Below are 19,327 nucleotides of genomic sequence, written 5' to 3'. Positions count from 1 at the left end.
TTGGTTTTTATTTATGACTTAAATAAAATATGATGCATATGATGAATGGGAATATGCAAAATATTGCATGTTTTAATGCTTTGTTGTAATATCCTTGTTTGCGTATAACAACCTTACTATTAAAATCAATGGAGCCTTTTAATTCCTCTAAATACGAGTTTTTTATTTGCTGATTTATCTGCTCTTTTATTTCATCTGTAAGCTCAGACTCATTAGAGAAAGCAGCTTCCATCTCTGATCGTACTTTTCCGAAGTACCATTGGGGTACCAAAAGAAATGGAATGACGATTGGAAATAAGAATCGAATCGCATACACAAATGATATCAGGAAAAGAATTCCAAATAACATCAATGCAATAAAATACCAGGTATTAAATGGTAAAGAAAAAAAATCTTTGCATATTGAAACCAGAAATGCAGATATGCCTGAATAAATAATTAAAATGTTTGATACCCGACTAATCGTTTTATCATATTCGGTTCTTATTGCTGTATCCCGTTTTTCATTTGCTTCTATGTAATGATCAAAATTGTAAAATGAGGTTGACATGTTGTGAATTTTGGTTTTTCTACAATGGAATTGTCTATCTAAAGCTAACGAATATAGGTTGAAAAAAACGCAACTAATTCAATATTTTTTTCAGTTTATAATGTGGTTTTTTAAATGATAATGCCATTGTTATTTATAAGAAAAAGCGTTACTTACTGCAAGTAAGTAACGCTTTTTCTTAAGGTAAATCACCTGAGAATTATTTCTGCAGAACCATCATGCTATTCATGATAAACGTCCCCTCTCCTTCTGCTACAATATTATATACAGGCTGCGTACCATTCGCTTTTTCTGTTTTATTTACCACTACATAAGTGAGTACCTGTTTGCTTTGCTCATCTATACACAACAACTCTTCTCCATCTCTCACCTCTCCCATCTTCTTCTTCCCTGCTGATGTTTGTATGGGATGATTCGGTGTTGCCTGTAGTATCTTTCCAGAAATACTTACTACATGTGCATCCTGTGTATCATTCGCTACTACATGCACCGCCAGTAATTGCGTAATTGCATAATTTGCCGGTTGATGTACCACCAGTTCTTTTACTTTCATAATACTGGTCGTATGTGTCACCGCATCAAGACTAATGATTTTATCTCCGGGCAGAATGTTCTTTAGTGTCTTCTGCGAACCATCGGCAAGTGTCACCTGTTCATCTCCCGGAAAACAAATGTCGGTACCATACGTTGCGCCTTCTGCTTTTACATCTTTCCCCGCATTCATGGATTTATATAATTGGAAACTAAACTCGCGCGAGAGCACGTAGGATAATTTCAATACATAGTTTTTCTCTACTTTGTCTATCGCATGAATATCTTCGAAATACTTATTCCAGATTTCAGGATTACTGTTGAACAAAGGCAATACCGCTGTGTATAAAGTACCTTTCTCATTTGTGTAGAATATTACAGTGCCAATATCCATCATACTGTCTTTGGCCACCAGGCGATAAAGGTCGATACGTTTCTTCAATCCATCATCTCCCGTGATGATATACGGTTTGCGCATTTCATAGCGATCCAGTACGTACGCGTTGTTGAACTTTACATACGTATCGTTATCCAGGTCTTTTACTGTAAATGTCTTTGCTCTGTCGTATTCGTCCGTGCGAATGGGTCTTGATTGTGCGAATGCTGTGTATATCCAACCAAAACAAAAATATAATAATAGTAGTGTGCGCATAATTCTATTTAAGATAATTCTTTAAAAGCAGCTGCAAATGCCTGCATTTCATCCAGACGACCAATGCTGATCCTGCACCAATCCTCGTTATTTAGTTTCCAGTTGCGCAGCCCTACACCCCTTTTGCCCATTTCTTCTACAAATCGCTGGCCTTCCATTTTTAAGGGGAACATGACGAAGTTGGTATGAGATGGAATATACGTATACCCCTCTTTCTTCAGTGTTTCATACAAGAAGCGCTTGCTGGCTTCCATCTTCTTTTTCACTTCATCTATATAAGGTTTGTCATTATAACTTGCCAATGCAGCAGTTATAGCTGGTAATGACAATGCATATCCACCGGCAGCGGAATAATGGCTTAATAGATCGATCATAGCTGGTTGGGCGATGACATAACCAATACGAAGTCCGGCCAGCCCATATACTTTTGAAAAGGTGCGCGCGATGATGAGGTTCTGTCCTTTCTTTACGCTTTCTATAAGTGTAGTAGCCGCTGGATCAGGGAGGTAATCAATGTAGGCTTCATCTACAAAGACAGGGACTTTTTTAGATACCCGCTCGCAGAAGTCTTTTAATTTTGCTACGTCTACAATGGTGCCCGTAGGGTTGTTGGGATTGCAGATGTAAACGAGTTTCGTGTCTTTATTAATCGCCTTTTCCATTGCATCCAGATCATGTGTGTAATCTGCTTTTAACGGCACTTTGATCCAGGTAGCTTTTATTTTTTCACAGCGGGTGGGTAAGTCATCGTAAGTAGGGTCTGCGCTGACGACATTTCCACCATTACTTAATAATGTAATAGCAGTTCCTAATAGTAAAGGAGATGATCCCGCACTTGTCATGAGCATTTTTGCATCGAGACCTTCATAGGCGCAAATTTTTGCTTCCAGGTCTTTGAGTAGCATGAATGGATATTGATAGCCATTGTCCATACTGTCTATCATCGCTTTTTTAGCAATTGTGGAAGGGCCGAATGGGTTTTCATTGGCAAATAAGCGGGCTTTGAGTATGCCGGGAATGCGGGGCTCAATAGCGGCATCGGCATGTAAACCCGTGAGCGGAGATGTCGTTTCTGCAGATAAACTGGTCAATGAGGTCTGTAGGTTGTTGGCCGCTAACCCGGAATGACCTAAAGCTGAAACGGGAGGTTCTAACGTTGTAACAGAAGCCTCCGCAGCAGGCGCCGCCTGCAACCCTTGCAACATAGGTGGCAACATTGTCAACCCTCCCGTAAATAGGGCGGTGGCCTTTAACCAATCCCGCCTGTTAATTGATTTGTTGGTGGTACGCATCATCATAAGTTTTTAGATGTTGGTTGTAATTGGATAAGAGATCCGTTGTTCTGATACCCTCGCATGTAAATCCGTCACTGTCCTTCTTGCAGATTCTAACGCTCCTGCCATCCATGCATTCAGATAAGTTGTATGCTCCCCTGCAAAGTATACCCGCTTATCTGCCTTCAACAGGCTTTTATAATGTGATTGTCTGGTTGCACTATTATACAAGGCCCATCCGCCCATGCTATAAGGTGTCTTATGCCAGCTCACTGAAAATGAACTTTCAAATTCTTTATCATATTGCGGATGTATCAACCGCCCCTTATCCATCGCTAATTTTTCTCTTTGCTGGTGCGACAGGCTCCCTGTCTGTCGCGCTTTCTCATTAAAGTTGTAATAACCTAGCAGTATTCCTTTCTTAGATAGATAATCATATGACGGATAAAAGATCTGGGTGAGTTCATTGTTCGTATGTGTAATACCTCCGTAGATGTGTTCATCTTCTTCCCAGAACCTTCTCTTGAACTGCATGCCTATTTTGCCCGTGATCATGTAAGGAATGTAGTCAATCGCGCGACTCACATCTGAAGAGAAGTTGTTATCCACATTACTCAGCACTGGTGTGGGGATCGTACAAATACAATAGTCGGCAACGATTTCTTTGGCGCCTTTGCTGTCTTTATAACTAATCTTCACACTTTCTGCCTGGTTGTGAATGCCCGTCACTTCGCAGCCAAAATGTATACATTGCCCTACCTTCTTCTCAAAAGCTTTTGGAATCTGGTCATTGCCGCCAATCGCCTGGAACATGGTCATCTGTAGTTCATATACATATTCTGATACATTGTAGAAGTCAGGATCAGCAAGACCGGAATTGATAATATCCGCCAGACTATGCGCCGGTGCGATTTTGCCGGGAAGTTCGCCGGCGCCGGGACCCTCGATGTACCCTCTTCTGTCGGAGGCTTTGTACAATTTATCGATGTCCAATCCTCCTTCTGCCCTTAGGTATTCCAGTATTTTCTGGGTATCTTCAGTTGTAAGACCTGTGTCGAGTTTGTGCTGATCTATCGCTTTGGCAAGTAGTTCCGCTGTATATCCCCGGAGATCGTTGTGAATTTCCCGGACCCGGATCTTCCTGTTGGAAAGCGATCCTTTGCCTTCGGCGAAGAAATAGGCCGCTTCGTTGATGTTGTTATACACCTGGATCGGCACCTGCAACTCTCTACAGTAATGCAATGTCAATGCATGGTGATGCGGGATACGCGATGGCCCCGCATTGAAATAAAGCCCTTCGTCGAATGTAGCCGTTTGTACAGGAAGATCGGTTTCAGTATGCGTCGCTCCCTTTCGGATACTCCATACACGCCCTCCTGATCGCTGCCGGGCTTCAAGAATGGTGCATTGGTAGCCGAGTTTTAATAGTTCATAAGCCGCTGCCATTCCTGCAAGACCGGCGCCTAGAATGATAATGTGTTTACCCTTGCCACTGCCATTGAGCGAAAAGGCATGCGCAGGCGCTTCCTGTAACATCCCTAAAGCCAGCATGGCCGGATAGGCGGCAGCCATTGTTCCTGTTCTGGTGAGGAACTCCCTTCTGGAAATTGACATTTTGGTTGATATATGGGTTGTTCTGGTAATACTTCCTTGCTGGTATTAAAATAAGAATAATTAAGGAGGATTTATAGTAACTTGATTGTATGATTTAAATTTATATATATGGTAGATGAGATTCTTGGTACCTGGGAAAATGACCTGGACGATGGTAGTGGTTTACATGGCATATGGGGATGGGCTTATGAATTTAAAGCTGATGGGAGTGGTACTTATTACTCCTGGGAAAAACAAACGCTGACTCATCAGGACAAATTTTCCTGGGAACGGATCGGTGATAAGGCTATCAGGAAAAAGGATGCCGATGATTATCAATGGGAAACGATCGAATATGCTATTACAATTGTATCCGCGCCTTATAGTGGCAGGTTGCGAAAATTGACTTATAGGGAAGTGGAATTGTTTCAATATGTAAAATAAAACCTCCCCCTGCGAAGGTTTACTGGCAAAAAGAGAAATCCTTTCAACACGTAAAATAAAACCTCGCCCCTGCCAACAGACAAAAGGCGAGGTCTATCCATTATTGTTTGACCAGTTTCAGGGTATTACTACCTGCTGAATTTTCTACTTTTATTAAATACAGGGATTGTGGCAAACTACTCACATCCATCGTCAACTGATTATTACCTGCCGGAAACTCTTTATCCACCACTGTCTTTAGCAACTGCCCATTCGAACTGTACATCCTAATCTGTACCCGATCTGTCTTTTCATTATAAAAACTAATAGCAGCGGTATTGCTAGCTGGATTAGGGTACACCTTTGTATCTGTCAATTCAGGTTTTACAGCTGCTACTGCTCTTGCTGATGAACTACAAGCACCTGCAGTGGGTGTTGTGCCTGTTACTTCCAACCAGTCTATCAATGCAAATTCTGTAGAAGAGAGTGTTTCAATCCTAATCGTATTCACACCTGCTGCCAATGTAGCTGTCACTGCTGCTGTCGTGGTCCATGCCGTCCAGCTGGTAGTTTTGGGGAATGATACACTTGATACTGCGGTGCTGCCATTGACTAATAACCGTGCAGTGGTCGATACGGTTGCACCTCCATTTGAATAACGGAATACAAATGAATAAGTTCCTGCGGCAGGCACGCTCACACTGTAATTCACACCTTTGCCACTTGCGTTACTCAGGTTGATATAATATCCGCCATCAGCACCTGAATAGGTATTTTGTCTGCTGCCATCAGCACTACAATATCCACCGGTACTTGTTGCAGCATCGTCTATATGCAGGGTAGAACCTCCACCAGTACTGGTACTGGTGAAACTGGCGGTTACAGATAGGTTTGAAGTGACTGTTACTGTAGTCGTAGTAGAAGTACCACTCGCACTACCTCCCCAGCTGCTAAATGTATATCCACTGGCAGGTGTAGCTGTTAAGGTTACTACAGTGCCTGAAGTGTATGAACCGCCACTTGGACTCAAAGTAACTGTTCCCCCTGCTGATGGAGATACTGTTACGCTCACGGTATAAGTAGAAGGATTCGTACTACCACCGGATTCACGAGCACCAATATCAGGTGCAGAACCGGAATAGGTAATGCCTGTAGTAGTTACACCTTTGTCTATCATATCACTACCACTTGCCAGTGCGAGGAAGGTGCCCAGGTTTGGACTGCCATCACTGTTTTTAGTTACAGCAGGAGAAAGACTCTGGAAGTCGGCACTGCTTACTACCAGGCCTCCTGTGTTAGAGCTGGCGCCACTCTTCCACCATACATTCGTTGGCGTTACATCTGTACCATTGGTGGCATCAGATGAACCTGCATTGTAAGAAAGGTTGTTTTTGAAAGTAGCTGTACTACCCGTGCGGAAGTTGAAATTAGATTCCGCATTGTTGTAACTGGTGTTGTTGGTCACTTCGATCGCCCCTGGGTTGTTGTTGTCCGTAAAGCCATGGTGGCCATTGTTGAATGATACACAACGACGCACGATATGTGCTACTGCAATACCGCTACCACCTAATTTAAATCCATTCTTATCACCATCGCCGGAGGTACCGCCGCTACTCAGCGTACCATTGCCATATGCGAGGCAATTAATGAGGGTGACAGGACCAATAGGGCCTGTGTCATCTTTTGCATAAAGATCGTATCCATCATCGATGTTGTTGTGAGAGATACAACCATTGAATACATTGCCTGTGCCACAGGTGAGTTTAGCAGCAAACCCATCGGCGTCTTCATTGTCTGGGTCCTGGTTGTCGTACGCTTCGCAATTGAGGATGGTGTTGTTCGTAGGCCATGAAGCGAGGGTGGTGTTTGACGTCACGTAGCGACTCAATTGCAGACCGCTATCGTGGTTGCCTTTAAAGATACATTTTTCGATGATGTTGCTGTTGCCCGCCAACAGCATGCCATTGTCGCCAGCACCCTGGATGGTGATACCTGTCCAATGCCAGTAGTCGCCATCGAGGATGACGCCACGATTGGCATCGGCAATCGCCATGCTGGAAAAATCTAATACAGGGGTTTCCCCAGTATAGGCAACGACACTCTTGTACGCAGAAGAAGTACCATTGTTACTGGCAGTGATAATCACGGAAGCAGATAAGCTATAGGTGCCTCCTCTTAAGTAAATGGTGTTGCCAGCGGTTACCGTTGCCAGTGCGTTGGCAAGTGTAGTCGGGGCACTGATGCTGGTGCCGGTGTTCGAGGCTGATCCGCTGGGGGAAACATAGAGGGTTTGCGCATAGGAGAGGTTAGCTCCTGCCAAACATAGCAGCGCTAGTAGAAGTGTTTTCATAACGGAGAGTTATTTTACCTGAATTTACATGGATTTGTTTGGCAGGTGATCAGGTATGGGTAGATATATTTACGCAAACGTTTGCGGGTCAAGGGTTTTCGGTGATAGCATGGCGCAGTGAGATGCGGCTATTGCATTGAGTGATAAGGGCATGAAAAGGAAACATTCATCTGTATGAAGTGAAAAATCATGCATAAGCAACGTGTGATTTCCGAAAAAAAATGAGTAAATAACCGGGGTTAAATATCCAATAACCTCCTGTGATAATTTACCTGGCCTAAATGATACATTAAATGTCCGCTTAAGTGTACTAAAAAATGTCCTGTATATATCGGTCCGCCAAATACTTCTATCGGATATAATGCTTCTACCTGTTCAGGTGTCAGCTCATCCATTACTTTATCAATCACCACAATCGTATCCTCAATCATTTTAATCAATGTAGTTCTCGCTACATCTTTCTGAGAAAATTCCAATTCACGGTGACGGACATATCCTGTGTTCCCCAGGTGTAAACCTATAAATGTATTCAGATTGCCAACAAGATGCAATGCGAGATTTCCCGCACTGTTACTAATCCCTTTCTCTGTATACCAGATTTTACTTTCATTAGTATATTGTGATAGTTCCTGAACCAATTTTTCAAGGTCTCTGCGAAAGAGTGTTTTAAGAGTAGTAGTGAGCATATGTATTATGTATTATCAAAATGAAATTAATACTTTTGCCTGAATAAGCTAAATCCATGTATAAAAGCCTTCTATTTATCCTTCTCGCAGGCGTAGTCGCATGTAACTCCTCTGGGAAAAAATCAGTCAATACCCCAGATTCCTTGTTAAGTCATTCAGTAAGCGTTGATACAGGCATTATGACTGAAGGCGCGCCTCCTGTAAATCCGGAAGCTGTACCTGATACTGTCAGGATCGAAGGGGATTTTAATGGAGATGGAAATTTGGATTTGGCATATGGCGTATTGTACAGAAAAGCAATGGAAAAAGAAGGTCAGGATGAGTATGTGATCCGGTTTTCAAATCCGGATATCAAACCTTTGGTAACAGGTTTTGGGGAAATCAGGTTGATTAATGAAGGGGATTTAAATAATGATGGCAGAGATGATCTTTCTGTATACCAGGCGCCTTTGCATGGATGTACCTATGTGATGAGTAGTTGGTCGTTTACGAAAAGTGGATGGAAACAGTTAACAGATCCATGGCTGGTGTATAACGGGTGTAATTATTTAAGTGATGAGGATTTGCAGAACAGGATTGTGTTGGAAGATGGAATTCTGTATTATTATCAGGAAGATCCGAATGATGAGCACATGACTTTAGTCAAGAAAGAAATGGGGGTAAAATAAAAGACGGACACCCGTCTTTTATTTGTTTCGACCTTTTTCGCCCGGGTAAAAAACATAGGCGGGTTCACTCTGCCAATACTCTTTTGTATCGATATTCATGGCAGAGATCCTTCCCATAAATGCCGCGCCTGTATCCACATTCCACACATTGCAGGCATTCATTGGTGTGGTGATATCATAATTCACCGTGGGCGTATGGCCAATGAAAATCTCTTCAAATAGTAATAATCTTTTCGGGTAGAGTATTGAATCTTTTTTGATCCGCTTATCCATACACAGCGCCATTTCCCACAGCGACCGGTCCCAGTAAAAGTTTGTATCGTAATGTTCTTTCTCTGGACCATGCATACTTGCAAACCCTGCATGCAGGAATAACCTGTTCTGATCATCTACATAATACAAGGTAAGCCTGTTAAACCATTCCAGGTGTACTAACCGGCGTTCATAAGATATATTTTCATAACTGGCTATGGTTTGCTTACCACCGTTCCTGTACCACACCGGGTCCGGATCTTCTCCATTCAGCCAGCGTTCGCACCAGGCATCGTGATTCCCTTTGATGATAAGGCAGTCATATTTTTCCTGCAGCACCATCAGGTATTCAACCACCTGTGCGGATTGCGACCATCCATCTACATAATCGCCCAGGAATATAAGTCTGTCCGTTGGTTGCAACAGGAGTTGACCTAGTAGTTGTTCCAATGCTTTTAATGCGCCATGAATATCTCCAATTACAAACGTCCGGGCCATTAGATATTGAATTTGACCTGCAAGTTAGCAATCAGTTCTTCAATTCTATCCTTTCCTGCTAAAATGTTTAACCATTCGGCAGGAATTTCTTCCCAACCGTAGTGCATGCCAGCGAGTCCACCCGCTACTGCTGCGGTAGTATCGGTGTCATTGCCGAGATTGACAGCGGTGAGCACAGCTTCTGCATATGTATTTGTATGGATGAGTATCCAGATAGCTGCTTCAAGTGTGCGTACCACATAGCCGGTACCGTGAATCTCACTGATTGGTTTATCTAACAGTGAGCCGGAAAGTGTAGTTGCCAATATGTCCTGTTCTTTCTCGTCGGGTAAATTGTTCTCTTTGAAGTATTTGTTTACTTCATTGATGGCATTGAGATAGGCATCTACAGGTGGCTCGCCTTTCAGTATATGGAGAGCTACTTCCAGGTAAATAAAACAACAGGCGATGGAACGAATATGACGGTGTGTAAGACTTGATACATCCCGTACATGACAATAGCGATCATGTATATCCAGGTCCTTTATATAAAATAAGAGGGGAAGAATACGCATGAGGGAGCCATTGCCATTACAATCTTCATCGTTACCTCCTGCAGTGGTGGGAGGAGCACCCTGTGACAAATAATATATAGCGGTATTTGTGGCGTTACCTACGTCAAACACTTTACCGTGAGCCGTCCAATAAGCATGGTAGCGCCAGTTGACAAAGCGGTTCGCCAGGTCCTGGAGGTCATATCCTTTCACGAGTGTTTCTGCGAGACAGAAAGTTAGCGAACTATCGTCGGACCATGTACCTGCGGGTTGGCCGTGTGTACCAAATTCCCGCATGTTGGTGACAGGGTATTTTTCAAGTATGTCGCGTGACTGAAATTCAACGGGTACGCCCAGGGCATCGCCGACAGCGAGGCCCAAAAGGGCGTTTTTAATGGGAGTACTCATTGTGAAATGTATTTAGCCGGTACATGGTCTGTCAACCAAACACCGTTTGCAGATACAAAAAATGGGATGCCATCTCTGTGCATGTCACCACTCCGGATCGTTAAAATAACAGGTATGCCTCTGCGGCTGCCTATTTTGGTGGCAGTGGCTTTATCGATACTGAGGTGTACGTGTTGACGGCTCATTTTTTTAATACCGGTTTTCAGAATTTCGTCTACGAATGCGCCGGTGGTACCGTGGTAAAGGAACTCCGGTGGCGTAGTGACAGGGAGTTCCAGGTCTACCTGAACAGAATGTCCCTGGTTGGCTCTTATTTTAGAATGGTCTTCATTAAAAGCAAAGCGTTGTTTATCGCTTTCAGCCACGATGGTTTCGAGTTCTTCTCTGGTAATGCGTTTACGGCGTGCGGCAAGGGCAAGCAGGGTATCTACATCTGCCCAGCCGTTGTTATCGAGTTGCAGTCCGATGAGCTCCGGTTGATGGCGAAGGATGAGACTGAGAAATTTGGATGTTTCTTTTTGATTCATGGGATTATGATTTAAGTAGATCTCTCACGGCCATGAGTGCATAGCCGAGGAGATTCTGTCCCCGCCATTTTTCAGGGTATGGGGCGTTTACATTTGTAGCGGCCATGCCGATGCCCCAGATTCTATCCATGGGACTTGCTTCGACGATCACTTCTTTGCCTGTGTCGAGCAGGAATGCTTTGAGATCCGGGTGTTGTGAGAATTTGTGAAAATTCCCCTGGGTCACGATCTCTCTTTTGGCAGCATCCCATTTAGCAGGGTCGAAGTTGGCTACTTTTCTTCCGAGTGCTTTTACCGAAGCAGGGGAAGGTGTATTGAGAATTTGTTTTTCAATTTCAGTATCTCCGAACAGGGTGGCTTTGCCAGCCATCATCCAATGTTCGGCGGTGGGGTATGTCTTTTCATTTACGGTAAAGGGGGCATACCACCATTGGCTGAAACAGGATTTGGTAATACTGCCATCTTTGGAGGGTTGGTGGCCCCAGAAGAAGCAGAGGGTGGGGGTTGGTTTTTGGGCGATGAGCCAATTGTTGTCGTATGTCATCTTAATAAAATTTTGAAAGAGTATGGTGTAAAATGGGTGTTGTTGGCCGGATGAAATTTTCTCCGAAGAAGGCGTTGACGATGTGAATACCATTTAAAATATGATCGTTGAAATTCGCTAATTCTTCGGCGGGTACCCAGAGCTCCTGGTGAATGTCATCACCGACAGTTTGCGGAGCGTATTGTTGATAATAGGCGTCATCGATGTTGAAGGATGTGACGATACCACAATAGTCTGAGTTTTCATCCTGTGTATTCCATTCTCTGGCAATCTGTTCAGCATAGGCCTGGTTTAAAACAGGGTAAAAGATGGGCTGCCAGCTTAATCGGGGTGGAAAGCGGGTGCAGTTACTGTCAAGGATGAGTTGCAACTCTTTGATGCCTACGGGTCTGAATAATTTCATGGCTTAACCCAAATTCAGGTGAATACTTTTTAATTCCTTATTAAATTGATAGAGGTCGGGATGGCGGTTGTGCAATCCTTCCCTCTTATTGCCTGTATTAATAATGTATCCGGCATCGAGAATTTTGCGGCGAAAGTTCCTTCTGTCGATGTTGATATCCAGAATGCATTCATACAGTTCGTGCAGTTCCGGCATGGTAAAGAGGTCGTTGAGCAGTTCGAAGCCTACAGGGTAATAGAGGATCTGGTGCTGTAGTCTTTTCAATGCATCGGCGGCGATGATATCATGGTCAAAGCCGAGGGGTGGTAACTCTTTCACATTGAACCATTTCACATCATTAGCCATTGTGCCTGCGGTGATAGCGAATCGCGCGGGGTTGACCAGTGCATAGTGGGCAACGGCGATGGCGCGGCCTCTTGGGTCACGGTCGGGTTCGTCGTAGGTAGAGAGTTGCTCGAGATAGAGGTCGTCCATACCTAGTTTGGTTTTCAGAATGCGGGCACATGTATCACGGAGGCGTTCTTCCATGAGGAGGAAGGCGCCGGGGAGTACCCATTGATCTTTGAAAGGCGCTGTATTCCTGTTTAGCAGCAGGATGGAAAGGGTGCCCTGTTGATAACCAAACACGACGAGATCCGCTGCCAGCGATGGGTTTCTATAACTATGAAATGATGGCATTGGTCTTTGTGTTATTTTGACGCAAAGGTAGGGCGAGATTTTGATATGGAGAAATTATTTTATAGACGGGTGTTTTTAACGAGGGTATAAAATACACTTATTGAGCTGGGAATTCCTGGTTGGGTGCATGCGGTGTAATTGTCGTAAAGCTCAATATTATTCCGTTTTAGCAGTGAAGTCCCGACATAAAAAGTTAAAAATGATGATTACCTGGTACTGCGGCAGCATTGCAGCAGACTCTTATATCTTCGTTACATTGTTTTTCGGCCTTGATCATCCATATTTTAAAGTACGTACCCAGTTTTGTTAACCCTGTCACCCGCAAAATGTAAACCCATGACTCAAAATTTAAAATTATCGTTAATGACACTGGCTGTTGTAATTGGTGCCGGTTCCGCTATTGCCAGCTCTTTCACCAGAGATCACCGTGAGGAAACTCAATATTATAAGTACGGTAACAATTATTATGAAGCAGGTGTAGAAGGTTATGATTACGAATGCCAATTCGATCACTTTGGTACCTGTACGTACTATTTTGATGCTGCTACCGGTACTTACAAATCCAGCAAGGCTGGGAAGATCGTTTGGATCAGATGATCTAATTACTGTAATCTATATGACAGCTAGCGAAATTGATATGTAAGCGCATTACCGATGACTTATATATCTGGTGGGCTATGCCTTATGGTGTAGCTCACCTTCTATTGATTTGTTGACCCCATATTTTGCGTATTTCTACGTTGTGAAAACAGGTGTTTTTCTGCTTGTGGGCAAGAGGTAATTCCATGACTTTTGTGCCGTAAACAATTGTTATTTAAAAACCTCAAACCCCAAAAGATGAAACGCAAACTATTAGCGGGTGTAGCTGGATTAGCTGCACTGACCTTGTTTTCCTGCACAAAAGAGAAAGCTTCACTGCGTCCTGCTTCGGAAGTGGCTGTGGCTGCTGCCACAGGTAGTGATGAGATGGATGCCATATTGAAAGACCTTTCACCGGAGACCTATCTGCTTACTTTTGACGGATTACCAGGAAATAATTACATCACCAAAGCAAGTTATGGAAGTCTATCCGATGAAACCCAATTCGGCGGTGGCGGTATTCCTTTTCCTTATTTGGAGAAGATAGGGTATACCAAAGCACCGTTTAAGAAGATCTGGATAAAGACGTGTCCTACCATGATTCCCTATTTGGATATTGCTAAAAGAGCGGCTTCGTTAATACAAAAAGTTGATAGTAAGACTTTTGCTGATCTGACGATTACGGAATTGTCTACTAAACAGCAGGTGTTGGCGACGAAGACGTTTTTGACAGCGGTGAGCAGGTTGCAACCGGATGTGGTGGATACGAAGGTATTGGCGAAGTCTCCGTTGGAGCAATTTAGATTATCACTGCCACAGGGTACGGCGCTGCCTTATTTTACGAGAGGATTTTATGGATTGGGAGATATTACACAGGTGCCAGGTGCAGGGAGTAAGCTGACGATTTATACCAGTTTGAGATGGGAGGATATTTTGAGGAGGAAGTTCCCGAATATGATTGGCTGTTTTGATCCGCAGGTGTTGAAAGATATCAGGGCGAATTTTGTTTTGCTTGATAGAGGGTTTGAGAAGTTGAATGTGGAGGAGGTAGCCGGAGGAGCGATATTAGGGATTAATTAGTTCATCAATGATGGAAGGTCGGGAATAAATTGGTATAGATCGAAGTTGAGCGCGAATGGGGTATCTGAAGATGTATGCATATTTGGCTTGAGTGGATTAGTTGCTTTGAGGAGATTGATTGTATTGAAGTGATTGGTTGTATTGAAGTGATTGGTTGTATTGAGGTGATTGGTGTATTGAGGAGATTGGTTGTATTGAAACATTTTGGACCAGCTTTTTTTCATTAACCCCTTTGAACTGTTTGTTTTTGATGTCGGACTTTGATTAACCCCTATTACATTTTTGGCCCTTCATCCATTTATTACTACTTAACCCCGGGGCCAGCCGGAAATCTTACACGCTGTTTTCAGCTGGCTCCTTCTTTTAACTTTTTTCCTGCTTCATTTTAACCTTTTTTATGATAACGTGGAAGCATATTTGTTGGATGAGTATCGCGCTGTTCCACTTGACGGTTGCTGCTTTGCATGCAGCTCATTTTAAGGAGTGGACAAAGCATGCTACCTGGTTATCCGGGTATGGCGACTTTACAGGTGCGGGAAACATTTTTAGTTTTTTCGCTCCGCATATCGGGAATGAAATTGCGGTATTGTATACAGTGGCGGATGGTAAATCTCAGCATGTGATGAGATTGGAAGGACAGAATACCGAGTGTAACAGACGGATACAGACGGTTTATAATTTTTTCAGTATTGAAGAAGCGCAGCCTTTGCTGGCGAGGAGTTGTGCGGCATATGTGTTAAAAAAGTGTGCGGATGGTACGATGGTGAGAGTGACGGTGATTAGTAAACTGGTGCCGGAGATGAAGGATTTTAGAGAAGGCGTACAGCCAAAATGGGAGGCGTTTTTGGTGAAAGATTATAGGAAGAACAGTCAATAATTAAACATGTCCGGTAGGAGGATTAGGAATTATCTTAAGGTTCATTAAGGTTTTTTAAAGATTCCCTAAAGGTTTTCTGAAGATTCCCTAAAGGTTTTCTGAAGATTTCCTAAAGGATTTCTAACGGTTTACATAACGGTTTTCTAAAGATTCCTTAAAGGCTTTTTAAAGATTTCCTGAAGGTTTTCTAATACCCCCTGCCAGAGATGATTACTTCATCTATAAATATATTTTATGAACAGGTATTCCGGTGTGTTACAGCGATTTTTTTTATCGCCTACGTCTGGCGAGCCATTGGCGTTTTTTAGAATTGGGATTGCTTTTATTGGATTGGTGCAGGGATGTTGGTTGTTGGGAAATGTGGTGATGTTGTATGGTGTGGATGGTTTGATTCCATGGTCATTGAGTAAGGGGATTGTGTCGCCCCTGATGCCACAGTTATCCTGGTTACAGCCACTGGTGGCAGCGACGGGGATACCTGGGGATAGTATGGTGTATCTGTTGATGGGGGCGTATTTGGCATGTCTGATCTTTTTGTTGATGGGGATGTTTACAAGAGTGGCGGCAATTGTAGCATGGGGCTTGCACCTGATGTTTATTAATACAGGATTTATGGCGGCGTATGGGGTAGAGACGTTTTTGCATATTGCATTGTTTTATTGTATTCTCATGCCGGTGGGTGAGTCATTTACGTGGAAGAATAATGAGAGTAGTGTGAGTGAGTGGAATAGGTTGTCGATAAGGGTATTGCAGATACATTTATGTATTGTGTATCTGGCTTCTGGTGTGGAAAAGGCGATGGGTGCACAGTGGTGGAATGGAGAGGCGATCTGGCAGACATTTATGCAGGGGCAGTTTGCGAGGTTTGATATGAAGTGGCTGGCAGGGTATCCGTGGGTGGCGAAGTTGATTTGCTGGAGTACGTTGTTGATTGAGATGGGGTATCCTTTATTTATCTGGTGGAGGAAGACGAGGGTGTATGCGTATGTGGCGGTGGTGTTGTTACATGTGGGGATATCTGTGGTGATGGGATTGCAGTTATTTGCAGGGATTATGATTGTGTTTAGTACGGCGGCGTTTGGATGGGAGTATATAGCACAGGTGTATTGGGGTATAGTGAGGCCATTGAGGGAGAGGAGGATGTTGAGGAGGGCAGAGTTGCTGGCGACACAGGCGTTTTGGAGTTTGGAGTGAGGGCTAAGAAATTAGCCCTGCTAGAGTTAATTGCTTTGGCCTGTTACGGTTAATTCCTTAGCCTTGCTAGTGTTAATTTTTTTGGCTTGTTATTATTAATTCCGAAGTCATGTTGCCTGTTAATAGCCTGGGCTTGTTACTCTTAATTCCTTAACCCTGCTACCAGGTTTATCGTTAATGCTACAACAAATGTATTCAGGCCGAAGGCCAGTAACCCATGGAGTAATGCAATTCTTCTTAATTTTTTATTGCTGATTTCTACGTCAGATACCTGGAATGTCATGCCGATTACAAAAGAGAAATAAGCAAAGTCAAGATAGTCAGGGTTCTTTTCTTCCGGGAATTCTAATCCCCCTACATGGCGGGTGTCGTCATCTTCAGCATCGTCATAATAGATATGGGCGTAGTGAATGGCAAACATACAGTGGACCATGGCCCAGGAAAGCAGTATGCCGGCCACAGCGACAGGTAGGTAGAGTGCGAGTCCGGCTTCCCTGGATTCTGATGATAGCATGAGTAGTAATACCATGAGCATGCTGGCGAAGCAGGCGAGGATGATTAAGATGAATACCATAAGGCGGCTGCCATCTTCCTGTCTGGCATATGCGCGAATTTCTTTGGTGGTGCGGTTGAAGAAAATGTAAAGGCATTCGATGCAGAAGACGAAGGAGAACACGTCCCAGAGGATCATGGTTTTGAGAAGGGTAGTGATGTCTCCGTTTTTGATAAAGAGCCAGACGATGGTGCAGGAGAGCAGGGCGATGAGGACTCTTTTGATTGGGTGAAGGTTGATGAAGAATCGGGAGAGGGGGGAGCGTGATGGTATGCCGGAGTCTATTTTTGCCTTTGCCAATGTGGAAGAGTTTTGTGAATGAGCAAGTTAGGCATTATGAGGGAGAAAAATTAGGGGTTAAATGCTACATTTTTCACTAATCATTAATTCTTGACATAATACTTGTAGGCAAAGCATTCACCATTGCTCTAACTATTATGGGAGCAGTTGCGCCGGTATGGAAATAAATTACCTTATTCCCAATTGTTTCATCCTCAAAATATATATAACCAAATATGGCTGCTAATAAAAGCATAAGGCCACCTCTGATATAGTAGAGAGGTGATAGGTAATTAGGCCTATCCTCAGGCAACAACCTTGAATCGTCAATAAATTTTACTAATTGGACGGCTATAGCGCCTAAAAGGCAGCAAAAAATGGGAATTGGAATACTATACATTGGCATGTTTTAAAGTTCGTAATGCTTTATTCCAGTAGGAGGCTCTTTCTTTATACAACTTCCTGGATGTGAATAAGGGTAATCCATCTTCACTCCTGAGCGCGCATTGCATAAACTCCCGGGAATTATAGATAACCCTTAATACCATTTCCAAATCCACACCTGAGTACCTGGCAATTTCTGGCGCCGTAGCCCACACACCACTTCGGGTGCGATCCAAAGCATCCAAAATTGTCTGCTTTTCCTGTTGCAAATTGACATTCATAATTTAATTTGTTTTTATTTTAAAACCTTTACTGGTATTGAATTTACAGCGATTGTTCTAAATAAAAAAACAAAAATTATCCCTTTCTCAACCTGATTTTTTCGTATTCAAATTGATGAAAAATCATCTCAGATCCAACCCCCGAAAATCACTTTTACCCCCCACATTCGGTACATTCCCCCTACACCCATATCTTTGCACTATGAAATTTGAACAATATCGTATTTCCCCGGAGATTAAAAGAAGCCTGGAGGAATTGGGATTTAAACGCCCGACTGATATCCAATTTAAGGCGATCCCATCTATATTGAAGGGGGACGATGTAATGGCGATAGCCCAGACCGGTACCGGAAAAACCGCGGCTTTTGCCATCCCGGTGCTGCATCTGCTGCAACAAAAGCTCGATAGGCTACCCAGAAAGGCGAAAGGAGAGGTAAGATGTGTCGTGATGGTGCCCACCCGTGAACTGGCGATCCAGATCGCCGAGGTATTTACTGTAATCGCAAAGTATACCAAACTGAATATATTAGGCCTTTTCGGTGGAGTAGACGAAGGTCCTCAGCTGAAAAAGCTGGCCCAGGGGGTAGATGTACTCATTGCCACCCCTGGTAGGATGTTTGACCTCATCAGCAGGGGATTTATTGACCTGAATTTTACCGAGACCCTGATCCTGGATGAAGCGGATCATATGCTGGATATGGGTTTTATCAGGGATATCAGAGATGTATTGAAACATATGTCCCGCAGGCACCAGACTTTGTTCTTCTCTGCGACTATTGATAAGGATATCAAGGACCTGGCTTATTCTGTGGTGACGAATCCGATCAGGATCCAGATTTCCCCTGAAGATCCGGTGTCAAAGAATGTACAGCATGCGGTCGCGTTTGTGGGGATGGATGATAAGCGGTTCTTCCTGGAGCGGTTGGTGAAGGAGTTTCCGGAAGGGAAGATCCTGGTGTTTGTGAGAACAAAGGTGCGTGCAGAACGTGTGCAGGCGGCGATGGCAAGGGTAGAGGTGCCGGCGTTGGTGATGCATGGTGGTAAGGAGCAGGAGAACAGGTTAGAGGCGATGGAGGATTTTAAGACGGGAAAGGTGAAGTTGTTGATTACTACTGATGTGAATGCGAGAGGGATTGATATTCCGAATGTGGATTATGTGGTGAATTATGACTTGCCGGATGTGCCGGAGAATTATGTGCATAGAGTAGGGCGTACAGGTCGTGGCGTACAGAAAGGACAGGCAGTGTCTTTTTGTAGTGATGAGGAAAAGCCAGTGCTGGAGGAGATTCAAAAGTATTTAGGGAAGGAGATTACGGTGATGAAGATTGATAAGAATGATTATAGGGAGACGATTAAGTTTTCTGAGGATATACCGAATGATAACTGGCAGTTGTTGATTGACCAGCATCATGCGGAGATGGAGAAGGTGAAGAAGAAAAAGAAGAAGAAGTGAGAAATTGGAATTCAGATTAAGATTCAGAAATCTAAACTGGAATTTGGAATCAGGAACCTAAACTGGAATAAGATTCA

Annotated in this window: 22 protein-coding genes; 7 read left to right on the top strand and 15 right to left on the bottom strand. The window is 43.5% G+C overall.

Annotated features, from left to right (window positions below; genetic code table 11):
• Positions 1-7: 7 nt before the first annotated feature.
• The 4 genes from BW716_RS36270 to BW716_RS25260 all read right to left on the bottom strand — a co-directional run bounded on the left by BW716_RS36270 (position 8) and on the right by BW716_RS25260 (position 4,621).
• A complete protein-coding gene (locus BW716_RS36270; RefSeq protein ID WP_143709025.1) occupies positions 8-550 on the bottom strand; it encodes a hypothetical protein in 543 nt (180 codons plus the stop codon).
• Positions 551-749: 199 nt separating this feature from the next.
• A complete protein-coding gene (locus tag BW716_RS25270) occupies positions 750-1,733 on the bottom strand; it encodes a Hint domain-containing protein (RefSeq protein ID WP_083727307.1) in 984 nt (327 codons plus the stop codon).
• Between the two features lie 8 nt (positions 1,734-1,741).
• Positions 1,742-3,031 carry a histidinol-phosphate transaminase gene (locus BW716_RS25265; protein ID WP_083727305.1) on the bottom strand — a complete coding sequence of 430 codons (1,290 nt, stop codon included), beginning with the start codon at positions 3,029-3,031 and terminating at the stop codon, positions 1,742-1,744.
• 6 nt (positions 3,032-3,037) lie between these two features.
• Entirely contained in the window at positions 3,038-4,621 is a 1,584-nt protein-coding gene (locus BW716_RS25260; protein ID WP_179091263.1) for a flavin monoamine oxidase family protein, read from the bottom strand.
• A gap of 108 nt (positions 4,622-4,729) precedes the next feature.
• Here BW716_RS25260 and BW716_RS25255 point away from each other — a divergent pair, with 108 nt between their 5' ends.
• Positions 4,730-5,044, top strand: coding sequence for a hypothetical protein (locus tag BW716_RS25255; protein WP_083727303.1), 315 nt, complete (start codon positions 4,730-4,732; stop codon positions 5,042-5,044).
• A gap of 100 nt (positions 5,045-5,144) precedes the next feature.
• On the opposite strand, the gene BW716_RS25250 is transcribed toward BW716_RS25255, so the two are convergent.
• The gene (locus tag BW716_RS25250; protein ID WP_083727301.1) at positions 5,145-7,373 is read right to left on the bottom strand and encodes a T9SS type A sorting domain-containing protein; all 2,229 of its coding nucleotides are present in this window, start codon (positions 7,371-7,373) and stop codon (positions 5,145-5,147) included.
• 239 nt (positions 7,374-7,612) lie between these two features.
• Complete coding sequence (locus BW716_RS25245) at positions 7,613-8,059, bottom strand: DUF1572 family protein (protein WP_083727299.1); 447 nt, start codon at positions 8,057-8,059, stop codon at positions 7,613-7,615.
• A 179-nt stretch (positions 8,060-8,238) separates the two neighbouring features.
• On the opposite strand from BW716_RS25245, the gene BW716_RS25240 reads away from it, so the two are divergent.
• Positions 8,239-8,727, top strand: coding sequence for a hypothetical protein (locus tag BW716_RS25240; RefSeq protein WP_143709024.1), 489 nt, complete (start codon positions 8,239-8,241; stop codon positions 8,725-8,727).
• A gap of 18 nt (positions 8,728-8,745) precedes the next feature.
• Here BW716_RS25240 and BW716_RS25235 read toward each other — a convergent pair whose 3' ends face one another.
• Genes BW716_RS25235 through BW716_RS25210 form a run of 6 tightly spaced genes read right to left on the bottom strand, consistent with a single transcriptional unit; the run spans position 8,746 to position 12,570 of the window.
• Positions 8,746-9,477 carry a metallophosphoesterase gene (locus BW716_RS25235; protein WP_083727295.1) on the bottom strand — a complete coding sequence of 244 codons (732 nt, stop codon included), beginning with the start codon at positions 9,475-9,477 and terminating at the stop codon, positions 8,746-8,748.
• Positions 9,477-10,418, bottom strand: a complete 942-nt coding sequence (locus BW716_RS25230) for an ADP-ribosylglycohydrolase family protein (RefSeq protein WP_083727293.1) — start codon at positions 10,416-10,418, stop codon at positions 9,477-9,479. The genes BW716_RS25235 and BW716_RS25230 overlap by 1 nt, the downstream gene beginning before the upstream one ends.
• Positions 10,415-10,945: an RNA 2'-phosphotransferase gene (locus BW716_RS25225; RefSeq protein ID WP_083727291.1), complete on the bottom strand. Its 531-nt coding sequence runs from the start codon at positions 10,943-10,945 to the stop codon at positions 10,415-10,417. The genes BW716_RS25230 and BW716_RS25225 overlap by 4 nt, the downstream gene beginning before the upstream one ends.
• A 4-nt stretch (positions 10,946-10,949) precedes the next feature.
• On the bottom strand, positions 10,950-11,489 hold the full coding sequence (locus BW716_RS25220) for an NADAR family protein (RefSeq protein WP_083727289.1): 540 nt from the start codon (positions 11,487-11,489) through the stop codon (positions 10,950-10,952).
• Between the two features lies 1 nt (position 11,490).
• Positions 11,491-11,892 (bottom strand): ADP-ribosylation/crystallin J1, encoded by a 402-nt coding sequence (locus BW716_RS25215; RefSeq protein ID WP_083727288.1) that lies wholly within the window; start codon positions 11,890-11,892, stop codon positions 11,491-11,493.
• Between the two features lie 3 nt (positions 11,893-11,895).
• Positions 11,896-12,570, bottom strand: a complete 675-nt coding sequence (locus BW716_RS25210; protein ID WP_083727286.1) for an NUDIX domain-containing protein — start codon at positions 12,568-12,570, stop codon at positions 11,896-11,898.
• 336 nt (positions 12,571-12,906) lie between these two features.
• On the opposite strand from BW716_RS25210, the gene BW716_RS25205 reads away from it, so the two are divergent.
• Together BW716_RS25205 and BW716_RS25200 are read left to right on the top strand one after the other, a co-directional pair.
• Entirely contained in the window at positions 12,907-13,167 is a 261-nt protein-coding gene (locus tag BW716_RS25205) for a hypothetical protein (protein WP_083727284.1), read from the top strand.
• Between the two features lie 240 nt (positions 13,168-13,407).
• Complete coding sequence (locus BW716_RS25200; RefSeq protein ID WP_083727282.1) at positions 13,408-14,229, top strand: hypothetical protein; 822 nt, start codon at positions 13,408-13,410, stop codon at positions 14,227-14,229.
• Here the strand turns inward: BW716_RS25200 and BW716_RS36265 are convergent.
• Positions 14,226-14,432 (bottom strand): hypothetical protein, encoded by a 207-nt coding sequence (locus tag BW716_RS36265; protein WP_143709023.1) that lies wholly within the window; start codon positions 14,430-14,432, stop codon positions 14,226-14,228. The genes BW716_RS25200 and BW716_RS36265 overlap by 4 nt on opposite strands.
• A 194-nt stretch (positions 14,433-14,626) precedes the next feature.
• Here BW716_RS36265 and BW716_RS25195 point away from each other — a divergent pair, with 194 nt between their 5' ends.
• A complete protein-coding gene (locus tag BW716_RS25195) occupies positions 14,627-15,106 on the top strand; it encodes a hypothetical protein (RefSeq protein WP_143709022.1) in 480 nt (159 codons plus the stop codon).
• 234 nt (positions 15,107-15,340) lie between these two features.
• Positions 15,341-16,300: an HTTM domain-containing protein gene (locus BW716_RS25190; protein WP_143709021.1), complete on the top strand. Its 960-nt coding sequence runs from the start codon at positions 15,341-15,343 to the stop codon at positions 16,298-16,300.
• A gap of 142 nt (positions 16,301-16,442) precedes the next feature.
• On the opposite strand, the gene BW716_RS25185 is transcribed toward BW716_RS25190, so the two are convergent.
• Together BW716_RS25185 and BW716_RS25175 are read right to left on the bottom strand one after the other, a co-directional pair.
• Entirely contained in the window at positions 16,443-17,153 is a 711-nt protein-coding gene (locus tag BW716_RS25185) for a DUF1345 domain-containing protein (protein ID WP_235643945.1), read from the bottom strand.
• A 371-nt stretch (positions 17,154-17,524) separates the two neighbouring features.
• Positions 17,525-17,797 (bottom strand): hypothetical protein, encoded by a 273-nt coding sequence (locus BW716_RS25175; RefSeq protein WP_083727271.1) that lies wholly within the window; start codon positions 17,795-17,797, stop codon positions 17,525-17,527.
• A gap of 202 nt (positions 17,798-17,999) precedes the next feature.
• Here BW716_RS25175 and BW716_RS25170 point away from each other — a divergent pair, with 202 nt between their 5' ends.
• Positions 18,000-19,250, top strand: coding sequence for a DEAD/DEAH box helicase (locus BW716_RS25170; RefSeq protein WP_083727269.1), 1,251 nt, complete (start codon positions 18,000-18,002; stop codon positions 19,248-19,250).
• Positions 19,251-19,327 lie beyond the last annotated feature (77 nt).

Origin of the sequence: [Flexibacter] sp. ATCC 35208, from assembly GCF_001975825.1 — a bacterium.
GTDB lineage: Bacteria > Bacteroidota > Bacteroidia > Chitinophagales > Chitinophagaceae > Chitinophaga.
Note: the sequence above shows the minus strand (reverse complement) of the source record. Positions and strands in the feature narration are given on the sequence as shown.

Excerpts from the sequence above, each read along its gene's own strand:
- BW716_RS36270 (WP_143709025.1), bottom strand. The coding sequence starts at position 550 with ATGTCAACCTCATTTTACAATTTTGATCATTACATAGAAGCAAATGAA.
- BW716_RS25270 (WP_083727307.1), bottom strand. The coding sequence starts at position 1,733 with ATGCGCACACTACTATTATTATATTTTTGTTTTGGTTGGATATACACA.
- BW716_RS25265 (WP_083727305.1), bottom strand. The coding sequence starts at position 3,031 with ATGATGATGCGTACCACCAACAAATCAATTAACAGGCGGGATTGGTTA.
- BW716_RS25260 (WP_179091263.1), bottom strand. The coding sequence starts at position 4,621 with ATGTCAATTTCCAGAAGGGAGTTCCTCACCAGAACAGGAACAATGGCT.
- BW716_RS25255 (WP_083727303.1), top strand. The coding sequence starts at position 4,730 with ATGGTAGATGAGATTCTTGGTACCTGGGAAAATGACCTGGACGATGGT.
- BW716_RS25250 (WP_083727301.1), bottom strand. The coding sequence starts at position 7,373 with ATGAAAACACTTCTACTAGCGCTGCTATGTTTGGCAGGAGCTAACCTC.
- BW716_RS25245 (WP_083727299.1), bottom strand. The coding sequence starts at position 8,059 with ATGCTCACTACTACTCTTAAAACACTCTTTCGCAGAGACCTTGAAAAA.
- BW716_RS25240 (WP_143709024.1), top strand. The coding sequence starts at position 8,239 with ATGACTGAAGGCGCGCCTCCTGTAAATCCGGAAGCTGTACCTGATACT.
- BW716_RS25235 (WP_083727295.1), bottom strand. The coding sequence starts at position 9,477 with ATGGCCCGGACGTTTGTAATTGGAGATATTCATGGCGCATTAAAAGCA.
- BW716_RS25230 (WP_083727293.1), bottom strand. The coding sequence starts at position 10,418 with ATGAGTACTCCCATTAAAAACGCCCTTTTGGGCCTCGCTGTCGGCGAT.
- BW716_RS25225 (WP_083727291.1), bottom strand. The coding sequence starts at position 10,945 with ATGAATCAAAAAGAAACATCCAAATTTCTCAGTCTCATCCTTCGCCAT.
- BW716_RS25220 (WP_083727289.1), bottom strand. The coding sequence starts at position 11,489 with ATGACATACGACAACAATTGGCTCATCGCCCAAAAACCAACCCCCACC.
- BW716_RS25215 (WP_083727288.1), bottom strand. The coding sequence starts at position 11,892 with ATGAAATTATTCAGACCCGTAGGCATCAAAGAGTTGCAACTCATCCTT.
- BW716_RS25210 (WP_083727286.1), bottom strand. The coding sequence starts at position 12,570 with ATGCCATCATTTCATAGTTATAGAAACCCATCGCTGGCAGCGGATCTC.
- BW716_RS25205 (WP_083727284.1), top strand. The coding sequence starts at position 12,907 with ATGACTCAAAATTTAAAATTATCGTTAATGACACTGGCTGTTGTAATT.
- BW716_RS25200 (WP_083727282.1), top strand. The coding sequence starts at position 13,408 with ATGAAACGCAAACTATTAGCGGGTGTAGCTGGATTAGCTGCACTGACC.
- BW716_RS36265 (WP_143709023.1), bottom strand. The coding sequence starts at position 14,432 with ATGTTTCAATACAACCAATCTCCTCAATACACCAATCACCTCAATACA.
- BW716_RS25195 (WP_143709022.1), top strand. The coding sequence starts at position 14,627 with ATGATAACGTGGAAGCATATTTGTTGGATGAGTATCGCGCTGTTCCAC.
- BW716_RS25190 (WP_143709021.1), top strand. The coding sequence starts at position 15,341 with ATGAACAGGTATTCCGGTGTGTTACAGCGATTTTTTTTATCGCCTACG.
- BW716_RS25175 (WP_083727271.1), bottom strand. The coding sequence starts at position 17,797 with ATGAATGTCAATTTGCAACAGGAAAAGCAGACAATTTTGGATGCTTTG.
- BW716_RS25170 (WP_083727269.1), top strand. The coding sequence starts at position 18,000 with ATGAAATTTGAACAATATCGTATTTCCCCGGAGATTAAAAGAAGCCTG.